Genomic DNA, 17826 nt, shown 5'->3' with positions numbered 1-17826 from the left:
ATGCCAGCACTATTCTTGCATTCGGCAATATACTCGTGAGATTGTACACTTATACATGTGATGAAGCGTGATGAGGGCGGTGCGGAGGCTTCAATGACATCCGTGAGGGTCAATGAGCTGATATCGGTGGCGGGGCAGCCCGATGCCGCCGGCCTTGCCGCTTTCGCGGCCGAAGGTTTTGCCGCCGTCATCAATGCCCGGCCAGATGGCGAGGAGCCGGGGCAGCCGGGCAATTTGGCGGAAAAGGCTGCCGCCACCGCCGCTGGGCTTTCCTATAGCTTCGTGCCGGTGAAGGGGAGCGAGATCACCGAGGCAGATATACGCGCCTTTCAGGCGGCGATGGCCGAGGCGAAGGGGCCTGTCGTCGCCCATTGCAAGAGCGGCATACGGGCGCTGACACTTTATACGCTGGGTGAGGTGCTCGACGGGCGCATGGAGCCCGGCGATGTCGAGCTCTTCGGCCAAAGCCTCGGTTTCGATCTTGCCGGCGCGCGCCGCTGGCTGGAGAGGCGAGCGGCGCAGACGGCGGATGTGAAGGCCTTCTTCCATCCCGCCACATGGAGCGTGCAATATGTCGTTGCCGATGCCGCCATGGGACGCTGCGCCATCATCGACCCTGTGCTCGACTTCGACGAGACCTCGGGGGCGACGGGCACGTCAAGCGCCGATGCCATCCTTGCCGACATCGAAAGCCGGGGGCTGGCGGTCGCGTGGATCCTCGACACGCATCCGCATGCCGACCATTTTTCCGCCGCCCATTACATCAAGGGAAAGACCGGCGCGCCGATAGCCATCGGTGCCCAGGTCACCGAGGTGCAGAGGCTCTGGAAGGAGATCTATAACTGGCCGGCTCTCGCAACAGACGGCTCGCAATGGGACCGGCTGTTTGCCGATGGCGACAGGTTCGAGATCGGCGGGCTTGAAGCTCGCGTTATGTTTTCGCCCGGCCACACGCTCGCTTCCGTCACCTATCTGGTCGGCGACGCCGCATTCGTGCACGACACGGTGTTCATGCCGGATTCCGGCACGGCGCGCACGGATTTCCCCGGCGGCAGCGCGGCCGCTCTGTGGAGTTCGATCCAGGCGATCCTGTCGCTGCCAGACGAGACCCGCCTCTTTTCCGGTCACGACTACCAGCCTAACGGGCGTCACCCGCGCTGGGAGAGCACGGTCGCAGCCCAGAAACGCGACAATCCCCACATAGCAGGCAAGGACGAAGCCGCCTACGTGGCACTCAGGCAGGCGCGCGACCGCACACTGCCGAAACCGAAGCTGATGCTGCACGCGCTGCAGGTCAATCTCCGCGGCGGGCGGCTGCCGGAGCCGGAGGGGAACGGGCGGCGATATCTGAAGATACCGCTGGATGCGTTGTAGGGTTGACGGTCGAGAGACACTTTGAGAAAGGAGTTCCCCGTGTCCAAGGACTGGGGCACGCTAGGTTCCTGCGGCATCCCTAGGGCGAAGCCTGAGGGCACGGGAATGCGCAGGCATTATCTCACGATCCGGACCAGAAGATCGTGATCTGGGCCGCACCGCTACATTTGTCGATGATGTCGCCACTGTTGCAGATCGGGGAGGAAAGGCTGTAGCCGCCGCTGGTCGCCTGGTTCGATATCCAGACATCGCCGGCCTGGAAGCCGTTCGGATCGCGATTGACGACCAGTTCCGCGATCAAGTTGCCGGACTGATCCTTGACCCATATCGGCGCATCCAGATACATGCGCGACGTGGCTAGCAGCGTATCCGAGCCGTAGGGCGGCAAGGGCGCCGTGCTCACTCCAGGCAGCAGGCTCGGCCGAAGAAAAGCGCCGCTCCCGTCGATGACTTCATAGCCGACTGTCAGCACATTGGGCGTCTGGTTGCAGATCGTCAGGACGACATTGTGCGTGCCTTCCCAATAGGAGGTGGCAAAGCCCCAACCGTTGCAGGACTGGAAGAAGTCGGACCGAGCAACGCCGTTGCCCCATACATGTTGTTGCATCAAATCGCTGTCGGGATAGGCCTCCCAACTATCCTGCCCCGCGATCCAGTATTTCACCCAGGTACCGCCGCCGCCCGGCGTGACCCACTGCGCTTCGCTCGGTACGCCGTTCACGGGGCTGTCGTCGTTCTGGTAGTAGAAATAGATCTGGAACTTGGCCGGCAGCAGCATCTGCAAGGCGGAGATCTCGAAACCGGGAAGTGAATTGTCGACCAGCGTTGCGGTCTGTCCGGAAGGCCAGCTCAGCGTGTTCGGCCCGGTCGCCATCGACGCGGCATAGAAGGCCTGCATCTTGCCCCAGTCGGAGAGGATGATGGTTTCCATCAGGCCGGCGGCGTCCGTCGTCGATTGGAAGGCCGTCCCAATGTCGTCCCACAATTTGGCGTATGCCACTTGGAACGGGTCCGCCGAAATCGTGGTGCTGACGTTGGCGGCGTTGGTGGCGACGTTAATGCATCCCTCCATCACATTGCCGATGATCGATGCCGTCGATACGGCCTCTTCTCCGCCCGGAACCGCTTCCAGCACGGTATAGAGGATGCCTTCGAAAACCGACAGGATCAGGCCGCCGATGCTCATGCTGCTGCCCTCCTCCAACCCGGCAAGTGTGCCGATGGCGAGCCCACGATCGGTGCAGCTCGTCTGAAGGCTTGTCTGGTAGGCGCGGAATTCGTCGAAGAACTGGCGTACGCTGTCGGCCCGGGTGATCTCGTCTCCCAGCTCGGCCACCACGGCATTCCAGGCGGTCTGGTCCAGCTCCGGCGGGCAGGGCATGGTACTGATCGTCGTGTGCAAATCCGAAAGTGAGATGGTGAGGTTGGCATATTCGCTGCGGATGTCGGCGATGCCGAGGGCGTTCATGATATAGGCATAGACCGAGGCCTCCTCATCCAAGAAAGCCGGGAACGGCTGCGGGCTCTGCATCACGATCGTGTTCAGCGGATTGTCCGGCGCCAGTTGCCATTGGAAACTCGCCGGCGGATCGGAGCCCCCGGCCGCACCGATGACAGCCAACGGCCCCGTTCCCGGCTGCAGCGAATCCGGCTGGCCATCAATGCCGAGGGAAAGGCCGGTGTCCGGATTGCCGATCACGCCGGAAGGGCCGAAGTTCCAGGTCTGGCCGCTCTCAGGGCTGAGCGCCGACTGAATGACGACGGGGCCGCCGTCGCTTTCCGCCGCTCCGAGCAGCAGCGACCGGTTCATGGCGCTGAGAATGCGGCCGTCGCTGGTGATCTGCCACATCGAATTGCTCGAATCCGCCTCGAGCTGCCAGACGATAACATCCGTGCCTGGGCTTTCGTCGGCGCCCTTGACATTCAGCACGAAGGTCGTGCCGTCACCGTCGGTAAGATTGCTGACGATGTAGCGCCAGGCGCTGAATTGCTGCTGGATCGCCTGCATGTTCGGGGCCGTCCACCAGGATTGCGTCGCCGGCGGACCGTCCTCGGCCGGCGAAAGCTGGACCAGCGCTCCCTGGAGCGGCTCGGCCGAGGCTGCCGTTATTACGGACCCGTCCTCGGCGGCGATGGTGCCCTGCGCGGTGAATGACCAGTAGGCGGGCGTCGTCGAGATGACGAGGCCGCTTCCCTCCGGCGACGGAGCGAGATATAGGCCGGAACCGAGCGCGCTCACCACCGAGCCGTCGTCGCCGATCGCCCAGAGCTCGTTATCGGCCCCGCCCTGCCAGCCCCAAGTTATGATCGGCGTTCCGGGTGCGCTGCCGGCGCCCTGGACGTTGAGACCATAGCTGACGCCGTCCGTGCCGGAGGCGGTCTGGATGAAATACCAACTGGTCATGATGGCCTCCGAAACGGTGAGATCTTACAATTCTTCACGGTGAGGAGCCTACAGCCATCGCAGGTGTCTTCAAAATATAATACCATAACGTGTTTCATTTTCGATATGAATGGTTCTCAAATCGCTGCCGTGGTTCTGCGCGCCTTCTCAGGAGGGATGCCGGGTTGCGAGGCGCTGTACTGATATGGTGCAGGTGGTGCCCCCAGGTATTGCCGGCGTCGGCGCCGGGCATTGGAGGCGGGGATTGTTCCGATATCCCGCGGCGGCCTCGTGCTTCCTCCGGCGACGTCCGTGCCTTACAGTCCGTGCCTTACATATTAATCTCGTCGCGATCCCGGCCTCGCTAGTCTTTTCGCGCAGTTCGGCTATTATTCCCAGTGGTTGAAGGGAGTCTACGATGCTCGAACGAAATCAGCTTCCCCTGCGCCCTGCCGTGCCTGGTTTGGCGGTCGCCTGGGTTGTCGTCATTGCCGGTGCGAGCGTGGTTCTCAGCCTGTTTTTTGCCTGCGTCACACCCTTCGTGGCGCTTTCGGCGGTTTCGGCGGTTGTGCTGCCGCGGCGGATGGCGGTGGCGGCGGTGCTGCTTGCTTGGCTCGCCAACCAGATGGTCGGGTATCTCGTGCTCGATTATCCCGAGACCTGGGAAAGCTACGCCTGGGGGCTTGCGATCGGGATTGCGGCTTTCGCATCACTTACAGCAGCGCTTTTCGTGCTGCGCCTTGCGGCCGGTCTCACCGTCACGATGTCGGGCGCCTTCCTTGCCGGCTTCATCGCCTATGAGGGCGTGCTTTTTGCCGCAACGGCGGTGCTTCCGTCCGGCGACGGGGCGTTTTCGGCAGCTGTTGTGGCCGAGGTTCTTTTGATCAATTCTCTGGCTGCGGTCGGACTCATCTGCCTGCATGCCGGCGCGGCGGCTAGCCGCGCGCTTGTCGCGGCACAGCCGGCACGGGCACTGCTTTAGGTCTTCGTCTCCACACTTGTCGTCGGTCCAAAACTGCTGCGCGCCTTCCGCAACGGGCCGGCGCCCTCAGCAATGCGCGAAGATGGGTTGAGATCATGGTCGGCAACGGCTATCTGGTTCCGACCCGCAAGCGGACCGGCCGCGAACGACAAGGCGCATAGCTCCCATGATCCCCGATTTTCTCGTCACCCATTCCGGTGGTTTCCATGCCGACGAACTGCTGTCGAGCGTCATCCTGACCCGGCTTTTCCCGCAGGCGCGCCTGATCCGCAGCCGGGCGCCGGAGTGGATCACGCCAGGGCAGGACCGGATCATCTATGATGTCGGCGGAGTTTATGACGCCGATGCCGGCATATTCGATCATCACCAGCGCGGCGCGCCGTTGCGCGACGATGGCCAGCCCTACAGCTCGTTCGGCCTGATCTGGAAACATTACGGCCGCGACTATCTCGCTGCTTGCGGCCTTCCCGCAGACCACGTCGAAGCCTTGCACGGCTCTTTCGATGCGAGCTTCGTGCTGCCGATCGACCTGACCGACAATGGCGCGCTTAGCCCCTCGGGGCCATTGGCGGGCCTGACGCTGCCGGCGCTGCTCGAGACCCTGAAACCGGTTTTCGACGAAGCGGAGCCGGATGCCGACGATCGCGCCTTCCACGCGGCCCTTGCCATTGCCCGCAGTTTCGTCGAGGCCAAGATCGCTCAGAGCGCTGCAAAATTGCGGGCCGAGGCGATCGTTCACGAGGCTATCAAGGCTGCGGGGCAGGGCCATATTCTGGAACTGCCGAGGGGGATGCCCTTCCGTCCTGCTATCGTCAAGGCCGGTGCCGATCACCTGCTGTTCGTCGTCCACCCGCGCGAAAAGGATTGGTGCGTAACCGGCATCCGCCGCGCCGAGGAGGGGTTCGAGCTCAGGGCCGACCTGCCTGCAGCCTGGGCCGGTCTTGCCAATGGAGAGCTGGCGGCGGTTTGCGGCATAGAGGGCGCGAGCTTCTGCCATAACGGCCGCTTCATCGCCGCCGCCAGGAGCCGCGAGGCGGCGCTTGCCATGGCCGAGTTGGCGGTCAAGGAGGCTCTTTCGATCGGGGTGTAGCGGCCGTTATCCGCGTCGGATCTACCTGATATCAAATGCGTTCAGGTCATTCCAACCGTGGAAGCGATTGACTTGCATCCGCGAAGGACTAATCTTCCTGCTATATCAACCACCACCCACACGCGAGAGATAGTGGACGGTGTGAGTGGCTGGCGACCTTGAGGAGGATGAGGTTTGCCATGGATTATCGTGTCGTTCTGCTGATTGGTGCAGCTGTGACTGCCTTTGCTCCCGCTAACGCCGGGGCGCAGGAGGGCGACGCTGCGGCGGGCGCCGTTGTTTTCAAGAAGTGCGCGACCTGTCATGTCGTCGATTCAGATACGAACAAGGTCGGCCCGTCTCTGAACAAACTGTTCGGCAGGAAGGCCGGGACGCATCCCAATTTCGCCTACTCGGCCGGAATGAAGGCGGCCGGCGAAGGCGGTCTCGTCTGGGACGAGACGGTGTTGCGCGAATATCTGCACAATCCGAAGGCGAAGGTGAAGGGCACGAAGATGGCCTTTGTCGGCGTGAAGGACGAAAAGGAGATCACCGATCTCATCGCCTATCTCAAACAATATTCGCAGTGACGGGCAAGAATCCCAGACGGCAATACTCCGAATGACGGGTTCGCGGCCGGCGACGAATGGCTAAATCGCCTTAATTGCGATATTTTCTATCTGTGCGATAATAAACACGGACTTTTTGCGGAATGCGGTTTCACGGGTCAACCTGCTCGAGGAGGAGCGGAAATGGCTGTCGTGCTGATCCTCGTCCTGATTGTCGTCGGCTCCGTGCTGTTTCATGTGCTGAGCCCGTGGTGGTGGACGCCGATCGCGTCCAACTGGACCTATATCGACACTACCCTTGTCATCACCTTCTGGATCACCGGCATCGTCTTCGTGGCGGTGGTTTCGTTCATGGCCTATTGCGTCTTCCGCTTCCGGCACAGGCCGGGCAACAAGGCGCATTACGAGCCTGAAAACCGCAAGCTGGAGGTGCTGCTGGCATCTGGAACTGCGGTCGGCGTCGCGGCGATGCTGGCGCCCGGCCTCATCGTGTGGAACCAGTTCATATCGGTGCCTGCCGATGCCGCATCGGTCGAGGTCGTCAGCCAACAATGGCTGTGGAGCTTCCGTCTGCCGGGAGCGGACGGAAAACTCGGCCGTGCCGAGACGCGCGACGTCAGCCCGGAAAACCCGCTCGGTCTCGACAAGAACGATGCAAGCGGCCTCGACGATGTCATCATCGAGGGCGGCGAGCTGCATCTGCCGATCGGCAAACCGGTGCACATTTTGCTGCGCTCCGTCGATGTGCTCCATGATTTCTACGTGCCGGAGTTCCGCGCCAAGATGGACATGATCCCCGGCATGATCACCTATTTCTGGTTCACGCCAACGCGGACGGGGACCTTCGACATCCTCTGCGCCGAACTCTGCGGCGTCGGCCATCCGCAAATGCGCGGCACTGTCGTCGTCGAAAGCGACGCGGATTATCAGACCTGGCTCGGGCAACAGCAGACATTCACCCAGCTGACGGCGTCGGCTGGGCCGGCGAACTGACGCGACCAGGACGGCCGGAGGCCGCAAGCCGGTTCAGGGAACCAGCGGGGAAAGGGAAGAGAGATCATGGTCGAGATTCCATCCGGCAGCATCCCATCCGCCGAAGTCGAGGATGTCGAACTTTACCATCCACACAGCTGGTGGACGAAATATGTGTTCAGCCAGGACGCCAAGATCATCGCCGTACAATATTCACTGACGGCGATCGCGATCGGCCTGATGGCGCTGGTGCTCTCCTGGCTGATGCGGATCCAGCTTGCCTTTCCCGGCTATTTCACCTTCATCGATGCCGATCATTATTACCAGTTCATCACCATGCACGGAATGATCATGGTGATCTATCTCCTGACCGCGCTCTTCCTCGGCGGCTTCGGCAATTACCTCATTCCGCTGATGGTCGGCGCCCGCGACATGGTGTTTCCCTACGCCAACATGCTGAGCTACTGGATTTATTTGGTGGCGGTGCTGATCCTCGCCGCAGGCTTTTTCGTCCCCGGCGGCCCGACGGGGGCAGGCTGGACGCTTTATCCGCCGCAGGCGGTTCTCTCAGGCACACCAGGCGGCAGAGACTGGGGCATCCTGCTGATGCTCACCTCGCTGATCGTCTTCATCATCGGCTTTACCATGGGCGGGCTGAACTATGTGGTGACCGTGCTGCAGGGGCGGGCGCGCGGCATGACGCTGATGCGGATGCCGCTCACCGTCTGGGGCATCTTCACCGCGACCGTCATGGCGCTCTTGGCCTTTCCCGCCCTCTTCGTCGCCTGCGTGATGATGATGTTCGACCGCCTGCTCGGCACCAGCTTCTTCATGCCCGCCATCGTCGAAATGGGCACGCAGCTGCAGCATGGCGGCGGCAGCCCGATCCTGTTCCAGCACCTGTTCTGGTTCTTCGGGCATCCCGAGGTCTATATCGTCGCGCTGCCAGCCTTCGGCATCGTTTCGGACCTGATCAGCACGCATGCGCGCAAGAATATCTTCGGCTACCGCATGATGGTCTGGGCGATCGTCATCATCGGCGGCTTGAGCTTCGTCGTCTGGGCCCACCACATGTATGTCAGCGGCATGAACCCCGCCTTCGGCTTCTTCTTTGCCACCACGACGCTGATCATCGCCGTCCCGACAGCGATCAAGGTCTATAACTGGGTGCTGACGCTCTGGCGCGGCGATATCCACCTGACGCTGCCGATGCTGTTTGCGCTCGCCTTCATCGTCACCTTCGTCAATGGCGGCCTGACCGGCCTCTTCCTCGGCAATGTCGTCGTCGACGTGCCGCTGTCGGATACGATGTTCGTCGTCGCGCATTTCCACATGGTGATGGGTGTCGCGCCGATCCTCGTCATCTTCGGGGCGATCTATCACTGGTATCCGAAGGTGACGGGACGCATGTTGAACGACGTGCTCGGCCATATCCACTTCTGGATCACCTTCCTGGGCACCTATGCGATCTTCTTTCCGATGCATTATCTCGGCCTGCTCGGCGTGCCGCGCCGCTATTTCGAGATGGGAGAGGCGGCCTTCGTTCCGCCTTCGGCGCATACGCTGAACATTTTCATATCGGTCATGGCGCTCGTCGTCGGGGCCGGGCAGGTGGTCTTCCTGTTCAATCTGGTCTGGAGCCTTTTCCGGGGCAGAGAGGCGGGCGGCAATCCGTGGCGGGCGACGACGCTCGAATGGCAGACGCCGCAGACGCCGCCGGCGCACGGCAACTGGGGCAAGGACCTGCCTGTGGTCTATCGCTGGGCCTATGATTACAGCGTGCCTGGTGCCGCAGAGGATTTCATTCCGCAGACGGTGCCGGCAAGCGGCGACGTCACACGGGAGCGTCCGACATGAACGTCACGCTGATCTTCCTCGCGGCCATCGCCGCCATCATCATCTGGTGGTTGGCGGGGCAGCGGCTGACCTCGAAGCCCTGGCTCGAAACCGGCTCGGTGCAGCTGCCGGATCACGTCGGCACTGAGCGGCCCGCGCCGGCGGTTAAGATCGGTCTCTTCGTATTTCTTGGCGTCGTCGGTGCCGTCTTCAGCCTTGCCGTCAGCGCCTATTTCATGCGTGCAGCGTCGGCGGACTGGTGGGCGACGCCGGTTCCGCGTCTGCTCTGGGTCAACACGGCGGCACTCGCCCTGAGCAGCGCCGCGCTGCAATGGGCCAGACGCGAAGCGCTGCATGGCCGCGTGGAACGCCTGCGGCCGGCGCTTGCCGTCGCATTTGCTCTTGCCGTCCTCTTTCTCGCCGGACAGATCCAGGCATGGCGCGAGCTGACGGCGGCTGGATACGTGCTGGCCGACAATCCCGCCAACAGTTTCTTCTATATGTTGACCGGTCTGCACGGCCTGCACATTCTCGGCGGGCTGGCGGTGCTGGGTCACACGACCCTGCGCGCTTTCGCGACCGACATCGCGTCGGACAGGCTCAGCCTCAGCGTCGACCTTTCGGCGATCTATTCGCATTTCATGCTTGCCGTCTGGCTGCTGCTGTTTGTGCTCTTTGCCGGGTGGGCGAATGATTTCGTCGATCTCTGCCGCACATTGCTGAGCTAGGGGCGCAACCGGGAGAATTGCAGATGGCACATCCTGTCCAGACACACGGCGAGCCGGGTCTCAGGCCGGTCGGCTTGCGCGGCGTCGCCGCCGATTTCGCCTCGGACCAGCGCGCCTTCAAGACCGCCTCCTGGGGCAAGGCGATGATGTGGATATTTCTGCTCAGCGACACTTTCGTCTTCGGCTGTTTCCTGCTCGCCTATATGACCGCCCGCATGTCGACGCCCGTTGCCTGGCCCAATCCGAGCGAGGTCTTCGCGCTGCATATCGGCGGCCAGGACGTGCCGCTGATCCTGATCGCGATCATGACCTTCGTGCTGATCTCGAGCAGCGGCACCATGGCGATGGCGGTCAATTTCGGCTATCGCCGCGACCGCGGCAGGACCGCCGTCCTGATGCTGCTGACAGCGCTTCTCGGGGCATGTTTCGTCGGCATGCAGGCCTTCGAATGGACCAAGCTGATCACCGAAGGCGTGCGCCCCTGGGAGAATCCATGGGGGGCGGCACAGTTCGGCTCGACCTTCTTCATGATCACCGGCTTTCACGGCACCCACGTCACGATCGGCGTCATCTTCCTCCTCATCGTCGCCCGCAAGGTCTGGCGCGGCGATTTCGACGTGGAGCGGCGCGGCTTCTTCACCAGCCGGAGAGGCCACTACGAGGCCGTCGAGATCATGGGTCTTTACTGGCACTTCGTCGACCTGGTCTGGGTCTTCATCTTCGCGTTTTTCTATCTGTGGTGAGGTCGTCATGAGCGAGACAACAGCGCATGGGCAAAGCCAGACGGTGCATGTACAGGCACATAGCGGGCAGCAGCACCCGATCCGGCTCTATCTCTTCGTCTGGGGCCTGCTCTTCGTGCTCAGCGCCCTTTCCTACATGGTCGATTATCTCGGGATCCAGGGTTATCTCAGGTGGACGCTGATCCTGGTATTCATGATGCTGAAGGCGGGGCTGATCGTCGCCGTCTTCATGCACATGGCCTGGGAACGGCTGGCGCTCGTCTACGCCATCCTGCTGCCGCCGGTGCTGGTGCTGGTCTTCGTTGCGCTGATGGTATCGGAATCGCAGTATACCATCTTCACCCGGCTCGCTTTCTTCGGCGCGACGCCGTAGAACCGGTCTTCGGAACGGAGGTGCGACATCGCCGACTGCCGCCCGCTCAATCCGGACTGCTTCGAACTTTTATCAAAATGTGCCGACATCTCGCCCCGGGGGCGCCTATGGCTGAAATCTTGCTGTTCCATCACGTACAGGGGCTGACGCCTGGAGTGCGCGCCTTCGCCGATGATATCAGGGCTGCAGGCCATATCGTGCACACGCCTGACCTGTTCGACGGACGCACATTCGGAAGCATCGAGGAGGGGCTCGGCTATATCGGCGAGATCGGATTCCACGCTATCCGGGAACGCGGCGTGCGGATTGCCGACGAACTGCCTGCCGAACTTGTCTATGCCGGCTTTTCATTCGGCGTGCTGCCGGCGCAGAAGCTGGCCCAAACACGGCCAGGAGCCCGTGGTGCTCTGCTTTTCTATTCCTGCCTGCCGATAAGCGGCGAATGGGCCTTCGGACCCTGGCCCGATGGTGTGGCGGTGCAGATCCACGGCATGGACAACGACCCGATCTTCGTCGGCGAGGGCGACATCGATGCGGCTCGCGAGATCGTCGCGAAGGTCGCGGACGCCGAGCTCTTTCTCTACCCCGGCGACCAGCACTATTTCGCCGATAGCTCGCTTGCGTCCTATGACGCGGATGCGACCGCGCTCCTCACGGCGCGCGTGCTTGCATTCCTGCAACGCGTCTAGCTGGGCCGGCGGCGGCCAGTTCAAAAGAATTTCTCCTGAAAACGCGTTCTAAAACACGATGGAGGTCGCGTCGCGCGAGGATGTCGGCAATGATGGCACCTATCCGTGACCCCGATCCCGCCAGGCCATGCTGTTCATTCCGCTTCCCTTCGTCGTCGCCCTCCTTCTGCTCATCCTCTTCGTCGTCGTCCTCAGACGCGACGAGGAGGGCCAACCCAACCGGCCGTTTCTGGTGCTGATCCTGCTGAGCGCGCTGCAATCCATCCTCTCCGGCTTGCGTTGGGGCTATGGAATGCAGGTGGTCGGCGTGATCGCTCCCGTCATCGCGGCGACGGTGCCGCCGCTTGCCTATGCCGGCGTTTCCAGGCTGGTGAGGACGAACCGGCGACCCTTGCCGGCGCGCATTGCGCTGCATGCCGTGCCCGCCGTGCTCATACTGCTGCTGGTGGCGTTCTGGCGGGAGGCGATCGACATTGCGCTGGTGCTGATCTTCGTCGGTTACGCCCTGGCGATCCTGCTGCTGATGCGCCCGGGCGCAGATGCGCTTCGGCTTGCGCCTTTCGAGGGAGCGGTGCCGGCTTATCGTGCCATCATCTTTGCGGCGGCGGCGCTTTGCCTGTCGGCCGCGGTCGATACCTTCGTCTTCTTCGACTTCACCTGGGCACATGGCGAGCACGCGCTGACCGTGATCAGCCTCGGCAGTCTCGCCGCCCTCGCCATTCTCGCCACCGCGGCGGCGGCCGCCAGCCGAAGCCGGGCGCCGACCGAAACGGCGGAGGCGGCGGCGAGGCCGGAGGCGAGCGAAGACAAGGCGACGATCGCTATCGTGGACGCGCTGATGGAGACAAGGAAGCTCTATCGCGACGCCAATCTCAATCTCGATCGGCTCGCCCGCAAGGCCGGCATCCCCGCGCGCCAGATCTCGGCGGCGATCAACCGGGCAATGGACAAGAACGTCTCACAATATGTCAACGATTACAGGATCGGCGAAGCCTGCCGCCTGCTTTCGGCCACCGAAAAATCGGTGACCGAAGTGATGTTCGACGTCGGCTTCCAGACCAAGTCCAACTTCAATCGCGAATTCCGCCGGGTGACGGATATGACGCCACTTGCCTGGCGGCAGAAGAAGGCGGAGGGGTAGACTAATACGAGGGTTCGTGAGCCTCGACCTCTCTCCGCCCTCATCCTGAGGCGCCCCGCAGGGGCCTCGAAGGACGAGGGCGGCCACTGGCGTTTCATCGGCAAATGGAGGGCTGTAGCGCCCAGCCACCCGCCCTAGTGGTTCGAGACGGCCCTGTGGGCCTCCTCACTATGAGGGCTGATTGGTGCGCCCTGCGGCTCGGCTCTCGGCGGCAGGGCGCCAGCGTTCGCTGGGTGAGGCAAGCCGTGCCTTCTCTCCGCCCTCATGCTGAGGTGCCCCGCAGGGGCCTCGACGGACGAGGCCGGGCGCTGCCAGGTACACGATCGCGATCGAGGCCGTCCCGGATCGTGTTCGAGGTCGCGATTTCTGCCGGGTCGGCGATGTTGGCCGGTATGAACACGACATCAGAACATGATCGAACCCTTGCCGCCCAGCTGAGATCGCTGTCGATCGAACCTGCGGCCTTCGAGACGGAGCTGCCGGAGCCTCGTGCCCAGCGGCGCATGATCCATGGCGCTATGTTCGTCCTTGCGGCGACGGCATCGCTGGCGGTCGTCGCTCTCTATGGACCTCGGACGCTGGAGCGTATCGAAGCTGCGATTGCGGGTGGGGCGGGCGACCACCCTGCGATATCCGCTCATGAGGTGCCGGCCAGGGGCGGTGCGATCGTCGAGGGAATGCGGCCTGCGGCCGACGATGGGGCGAAGACCAGGGCCGCGCCGTCCCGCGAGGTTACCGGTTCCGGCTACGTCGTGGCGCCCGATGTCGCCACGGTCTTTTCCAAATATGAAGGCCGGATCGTTACGGTTGAGGTCGAGGCGGGCGACAAGGTCGTGGCGGGACAGGTGCTCGTGCGGCTCGATGATGCCGGCGCCCGGTTTGCGCTCCGCGGTGCGGAGATATCGGAGCGGGCGGCGAAGCTGGCGCTTGATGCGAGGAATATCGCGCGGGTGCAAGCGCGGTCTTCCCTCACGCGCATCGGACGGCTTGCCGGGCGCGATGCGATGTCGGCGCAGGCGCTGGAGGAGGCGAAAACCACTTACGACACGGCCGAGAATGGCGCGGAGCAAGCCCGGCAGGATCTCGCCAAGGCCCGGCTCGATATCGATAGGGCGCGCGAGCAGGTCGAGGCGCTGACCGTGCGAGCGCCGATTTCGGGCACCGTGACGCGACTTGATGCGCATGTCGGCGATACCGTGCTGTCGCGCGAGGACAGCGTGCGGGAGAATGAAAGCCTGCTTGCGATTACCGATACGGCAAACATGGTCATCGATGCGGATGTGGCCGAAGCCAATATCGCGCTGATGCGGCCGGGCCTCTCAGGCGAGGCGGTGCTCGATGGCTTTCCGGGCCAGCCCTTTGCAGTCGAGGTGGCGAAGATCGCGCCGGTCATCTCACGGGAGAAGGGGACGGTGACGCTGCGCCTGTCGCTCACCTCGCCGCCTTCGGGCATGCGGCCTGCGATGGCGGCGCGCATCCGGCTTGTGGTGGGTGAGGAGAGCGCGGGCGCCCTTCACCCGACCTCATCCTGAGGTGCCCCGCAGGGGCCTCGAAGGACGAGGGCGGCCTCTGCGATAGCGACATTCCATCACCAAGGAGCAAAACAATGACCGACAGCCAAGACCCCTTCATCGCGCTCGCCGGCGTCAGAAAGGCGTTCAGGATCGGGACGGAAACGATACCAATCTTTTCCGGCCTCGACCTTTTCATTCCGCGCGGCGATTTCGTCGCGGTCATGGGACCGTCCGGCTCGGGAAAATCGACGCTGCTGAATATGCTTGGCGGCATCGACAGCCCCGATGCCGGGGAGATCAGGATCGGCCGCAGCCGTCTCGAGCAGATGGGCGAGGGATCCCGGGCCGCGTGGCGGGCGCACAGAATGGGCATCGTCTTCCAGTTCTACAATCTGCTGCCGATGCTGAATGCCGCGGAGAATATCGAGCTGCCGCTGCTTCTGAAGCCGCTCGGTCGAAAGGAGCGGCGGGCCCGCGTCGATACCGTCATGGAACTCGTCGGCCTTGCGGGCCGGCAGCGGCAGTTTCCCTCGAGCATGTCGGGCGGGCAGCAGCAGCGCGTCGGCATTGCCCGCGCCATCGTCGGCGATCCCGATCTTCTGCTCTGCGACGAACCGACCGGCGACCTCGATCGAAGATCGGCCAATGATATCCTGGAGATGCTGAGCTTTCTCAATCGCGAGCTTCAGAAGACGATCATCATGGTCACGCATGATCCCGAGGCCGCCGCCTTCGCCCGGCGCACGCTGCATCTCAACAAGGGGGAATTCGTCAGCGAGGAAAGGGCCGGCCGATGACCTTCTTCGAGCTCATGCGGCGCAATGCCTGGCGCAAGCGGCTGCGCGCTATCCTGCTGATGTTTTCGATCGGCGTCGCCTTCCTGATCTACGGGCTGACGGCGAGCTTCGTTGCCGGCAGCCAGGGAGCGGCGGGCGCCAGCGACAACCTGCTCGGCGTCTTCAACAAGGCAGGCCGCGGGCTGCCGCTGCCGCTTGCTTATCTCAGCCGGATCGCCGCGGAGGACGATGTCGCCGCCGTCGCCTATACCGCGCGCATGCGGGGCTTCGTCGAGGTCGAGAAGAATGTGGTTGTCGTCAGCGCCGTCGAGCCGCAGGCCATTGCGGCGGCCAACGGCGAAGAACTCGGGCTGACGCCGGAGCTGACCGCGGCGCTCGAAGAGGGCGGCGACCGCGTGTTGGTCGGCAGGGCGCTGGCGGAGGCTCAGGGCTGGTCGGTCGGCCAGCGCATCGGCTTTACCGGCCAACTGACCAGGGCCGACGGCAGCCGGAACTGGAACTTCACCATCGCCGGCATCTTCGAGGGCGGCGATGCCGGCACCGACACCTATTTCATGCTGGCTCGCTATGACGCGCTCAATGCCGCGCGTGCGCGCGACAAGGATACGGTCGACGCCTTCGTGGTGCGTCCGCGCCCGGGCGTGTCGCCAGGCATACTGGCGGCGCGGATCGACGCTCTGTTCGCCAATTCGGCGGCGCAAACAAGGACGCAATCGGAAAAGCAATTCCTCGAGGCGTTTCTCAGGCAACTCGCCGATGTCCGCCTCATCGTCAGCCTCGTCGTCGGTGCGGCCTTCGTCACCATCCTGATGATCGCGATCAACACCATGCTGTTTGCCGTGCGCGAGCGTCGTTTCGAGATCGGCGTTATGAAGGTGCTCGGCTTTTCCAGTGGGCGGATCATGGCGCTTGTCGTCGGCGAGACGCTGTTCATCTTCGTTCTCGGCGGCGCAGGCGGGCTCCTTCTCGCCAAGCTCGCGACGCTTTCGATCGGGCCGGAATTCGGCCTCGTTTTCGGCGCGACCCTTCTCATCAAATCTTTCGCCATCATCGCGGGGCTCGGCCTGCTGACCGGGCTGTTGCCTGCGATCAGCGCCATGCGCCTGCCGATCATCAACGCCTTCAGAACGAGATAGTCCAATGTCGTCAGCGCTCAAGCAGATCTTTCTCATGATCAGAGTCAATCTCGGCAGTCTGCCCCGGCGGCTCGCGATCTCGCTGTCGATGGTGCTGTCGGTCACCCTCGTCGTGGCGGTGTTGGCGGGCTTTCTGGCGATGGCGCGCGGCTTCGAGGCCGCGCTTGCCGGCGCCGGCTCGCCCGATATCGCCATCGTTCTCGGCGGCGGCACCAACCAGGAGACGGGCTCGGAGGTGCCGGCCGAAGCAATCCGCAGCCTTGCCGCCATGAGCGGCGATACCGGGATTGCTCGCAACGGAGCAGGCGAGCCGGCTTTGTCGCGCGAAACCGTCGTGCCCGTCGATGTCAGGCAAGGCGACGGCACGGAGCAGACGCTGTCTTTGAGGGGCATGGACGTGACCGGCCCTGCCTTGCGCGAGCGCGCGCGGCTCTCGCAAGGGCGGCTGTTTTCGCCGGGTGCGCGCGAGATCGTTGTCGGCGACCGCATCGCGGACACCTTCCCCGGCTTTGCGGTCGGCGACACGATCCGGCTCGGTGCGCTCGACTGGAGGATCGTCGGGCAGTTCACGTCGGACGGCAGCGCTTTTGAATCCGAGTTTTGGGCGGATCTGGAGCCGGTGCAGTCGGCCTTCGACCAGCACGGGCAGGTGCAGAGCCTGCGGGTGCGGCTCGATGGCGGAGGCGATCCCTCAACAGCACTGGCGGCCTTGCGCGATCGCCTGTCGTCCTTGCCCGGCACGCCGCTCGCCGCCGTCTCGGAGATCGATTTCTATGCCGGCCAGGCCGAGCGGACCGCGAGCCTCATCCGAGTGTTCGGCTGGCCGATTGCCCTGTTGATGGCGATCGGAGCGACGGCGGGCGCCTTTAATACGATGATGAGCTCGGTCTCCGACCGTAGCGTCGAGATCGCTACTCTGCGCCTCCTCGGTTTCGCCCGGCTGCCGATTTTCGCGGCGAGCTGGGTGGAGGCGGTCCTGCTCTCGCTGGCGGGCGCCGGCCTCGGCGTCCTCGCCTCGAGGCTGGCTTTCGACGGTTGGCAGGCAAGCACGATGGGCGCCAACCACACCAAGATGGCTTTCCAGCTCGAGGTTACGCCTGATGTGATCTTGACTGCCGGGCTGCTCGGGCTCGCGGTCGGCATGATCGGCGGCGCCCTGCCGGCGCTGGCGGCCGCGCAGCTGCCACTGCGTGCGGCGTTGCGGGCGAGGGGGTAGGGTGCTCCTCATTGTCTGTCGCTCGCGCCAGCCTTCCCTTAGGGCGAATCACCTGCTTGCGTAGTCCGAACGAGGTAGACCGGCGGCGTTACAACCGCGATTTATTCGCCCCGAAGTCGTTGATTTCTCGGCCTGGGTTGCAGCTATCTCGACCTGGCCGACATTCGGCCGATTGACTGGGGAAGAAAGCGGAAGGACCTTCTCGCTGCCGCATTGACAACATCTTCTCGCCTTCTTGCCATGGACGGTTGCCCCGCCGCGTTCCGATCAGCCGACCCCGGCCGATCGCGCGGCGACATAGCGA

The 17826-nt window shown here is 63.4% G+C and carries 15 protein-coding genes and 1 pseudogene; 15 read left to right on the top strand and 1 reads right to left on the bottom strand.

The features are described from left to right. Positions 1-93 precede the first annotated feature (93 nt). Positions 94-1374, top strand: a complete 1281-nt coding sequence (blh, locus tag N2597_RS12165) for a bifunctional sulfur transferase/dioxygenase Blh (RefSeq protein WP_009994892.1) — start codon at positions 94-96, stop codon at positions 1372-1374. A gap of 121 nt (positions 1375-1495) precedes the next feature. Here blh and N2597_RS12160 read toward each other — a convergent pair whose 3' ends face one another. Further along, positions 1496-3778, bottom strand: coding sequence for a hypothetical protein (locus N2597_RS12160; RefSeq protein WP_183599206.1), 2283 nt, complete (start codon positions 3776-3778; stop codon positions 1496-1498). 397 nt (positions 3779-4175) lie between these two features. Between N2597_RS12160 and N2597_RS12155 the strand changes: the two genes are divergently transcribed. The 14 genes and pseudogenes from N2597_RS12155 (at position 4176) to N2597_RS12090 (ending at position 17522) form a co-directional block, all read left to right on the top strand. After that, positions 4176-4739, top strand: a complete 564-nt coding sequence (locus tag N2597_RS12155) for a hypothetical protein (protein WP_009997009.1) — start codon at positions 4176-4178, stop codon at positions 4737-4739. Positions 4740-4905: 166 nt separating this feature from the next. Then, complete coding sequence (locus N2597_RS12150) at positions 4906-5829, top strand: MYG1 family protein (RefSeq protein WP_009997011.1); 924 nt, start codon at positions 4906-4908, stop codon at positions 5827-5829. 179 nt (positions 5830-6008) lie between these two features. Next, the gene (locus N2597_RS12145; protein ID WP_009997013.1) at positions 6009-6398 is read left to right on the top strand and encodes a c-type cytochrome; all 390 of its coding nucleotides are present in this window, start codon (positions 6009-6011) and stop codon (positions 6396-6398) included. A 162-nt stretch (positions 6399-6560) separates the two neighbouring features. Further along, entirely contained in the window at positions 6561-7370 is an 810-nt protein-coding gene (locus N2597_RS12140) for a cytochrome c oxidase subunit II (RefSeq protein ID WP_009997015.1), read from the top strand. A gap of 66 nt (positions 7371-7436) precedes the next feature. After that, positions 7437-9206 (top strand): cytochrome c oxidase subunit I, encoded by a 1770-nt coding sequence (gene ctaD / locus N2597_RS12135; RefSeq protein ID WP_183599207.1) that lies wholly within the window; start codon positions 7437-7439, stop codon positions 9204-9206. After that, a complete protein-coding gene (locus tag N2597_RS12130) occupies positions 9203-9913 on the top strand; it encodes a cytochrome c oxidase subunit 3 (RefSeq protein ID WP_009991021.1) in 711 nt (236 codons plus the stop codon). The genes ctaD and N2597_RS12130 overlap by 4 nt, the downstream gene beginning before the upstream one ends. A 23-nt stretch (positions 9914-9936) precedes the next feature. Continuing rightward, positions 9937-10656, top strand: a complete 720-nt coding sequence (locus tag N2597_RS12125) for a heme-copper oxidase subunit III family protein (protein ID WP_077989399.1) — start codon at positions 9937-9939, stop codon at positions 10654-10656. Positions 10657-10663: 7 nt separating this feature from the next. After that, on the top strand, positions 10664-11029 hold the full coding sequence (locus tag N2597_RS12120) for a cytochrome C oxidase subunit IV family protein (RefSeq protein ID WP_009989279.1): 366 nt from the start codon (positions 10664-10666) through the stop codon (positions 11027-11029). Between the two features lie 107 nt (positions 11030-11136). Continuing rightward, complete coding sequence (locus N2597_RS12115; protein WP_077989398.1) at positions 11137-11718, top strand: dienelactone hydrolase family protein; 582 nt, start codon at positions 11137-11139, stop codon at positions 11716-11718. Positions 11719-11845: 127 nt separating this feature from the next. After that, complete coding sequence (locus tag N2597_RS12110; protein WP_009995073.1) at positions 11846-12859, top strand: helix-turn-helix domain-containing protein; 1014 nt, start codon at positions 11846-11848, stop codon at positions 12857-12859. A 347-nt stretch (positions 12860-13206) separates the two neighbouring features. After that, positions 13207-14437 (top strand): annotated as a pseudogene (locus N2597_RS12105) (efflux RND transporter periplasmic adaptor subunit). A 28-nt stretch (positions 14438-14465) separates the two neighbouring features. Beyond that, the gene (locus N2597_RS12100; RefSeq protein WP_039620563.1) at positions 14466-15170 is read left to right on the top strand and encodes an ABC transporter ATP-binding protein; all 705 of its coding nucleotides are present in this window, start codon (positions 14466-14468) and stop codon (positions 15168-15170) included. Next, positions 15167-16306: an ABC transporter permease gene (locus N2597_RS12095; protein ID WP_077989397.1), complete on the top strand. Its 1140-nt coding sequence runs from the start codon at positions 15167-15169 to the stop codon at positions 16304-16306. The genes N2597_RS12100 and N2597_RS12095 overlap by 4 nt, the downstream gene beginning before the upstream one ends. Positions 16307-16310: 4 nt before the next feature. After that, the gene (locus N2597_RS12090) at positions 16311-17522 is read left to right on the top strand and encodes an ABC transporter permease (RefSeq protein WP_096761946.1); all 1212 of its coding nucleotides are present in this window, start codon (positions 16311-16313) and stop codon (positions 17520-17522) included. Positions 17523-17826 lie beyond the last annotated feature (304 nt).

The organism is Rhizobium sophoriradicis (genome assembly GCF_025200795.1).
Classification (GTDB): domain Bacteria; phylum Pseudomonadota; class Alphaproteobacteria; order Rhizobiales; family Rhizobiaceae; genus Rhizobium; species Rhizobium sophoriradicis.
This window is presented reverse-complemented; position numbering and strand designations above follow the sequence as displayed.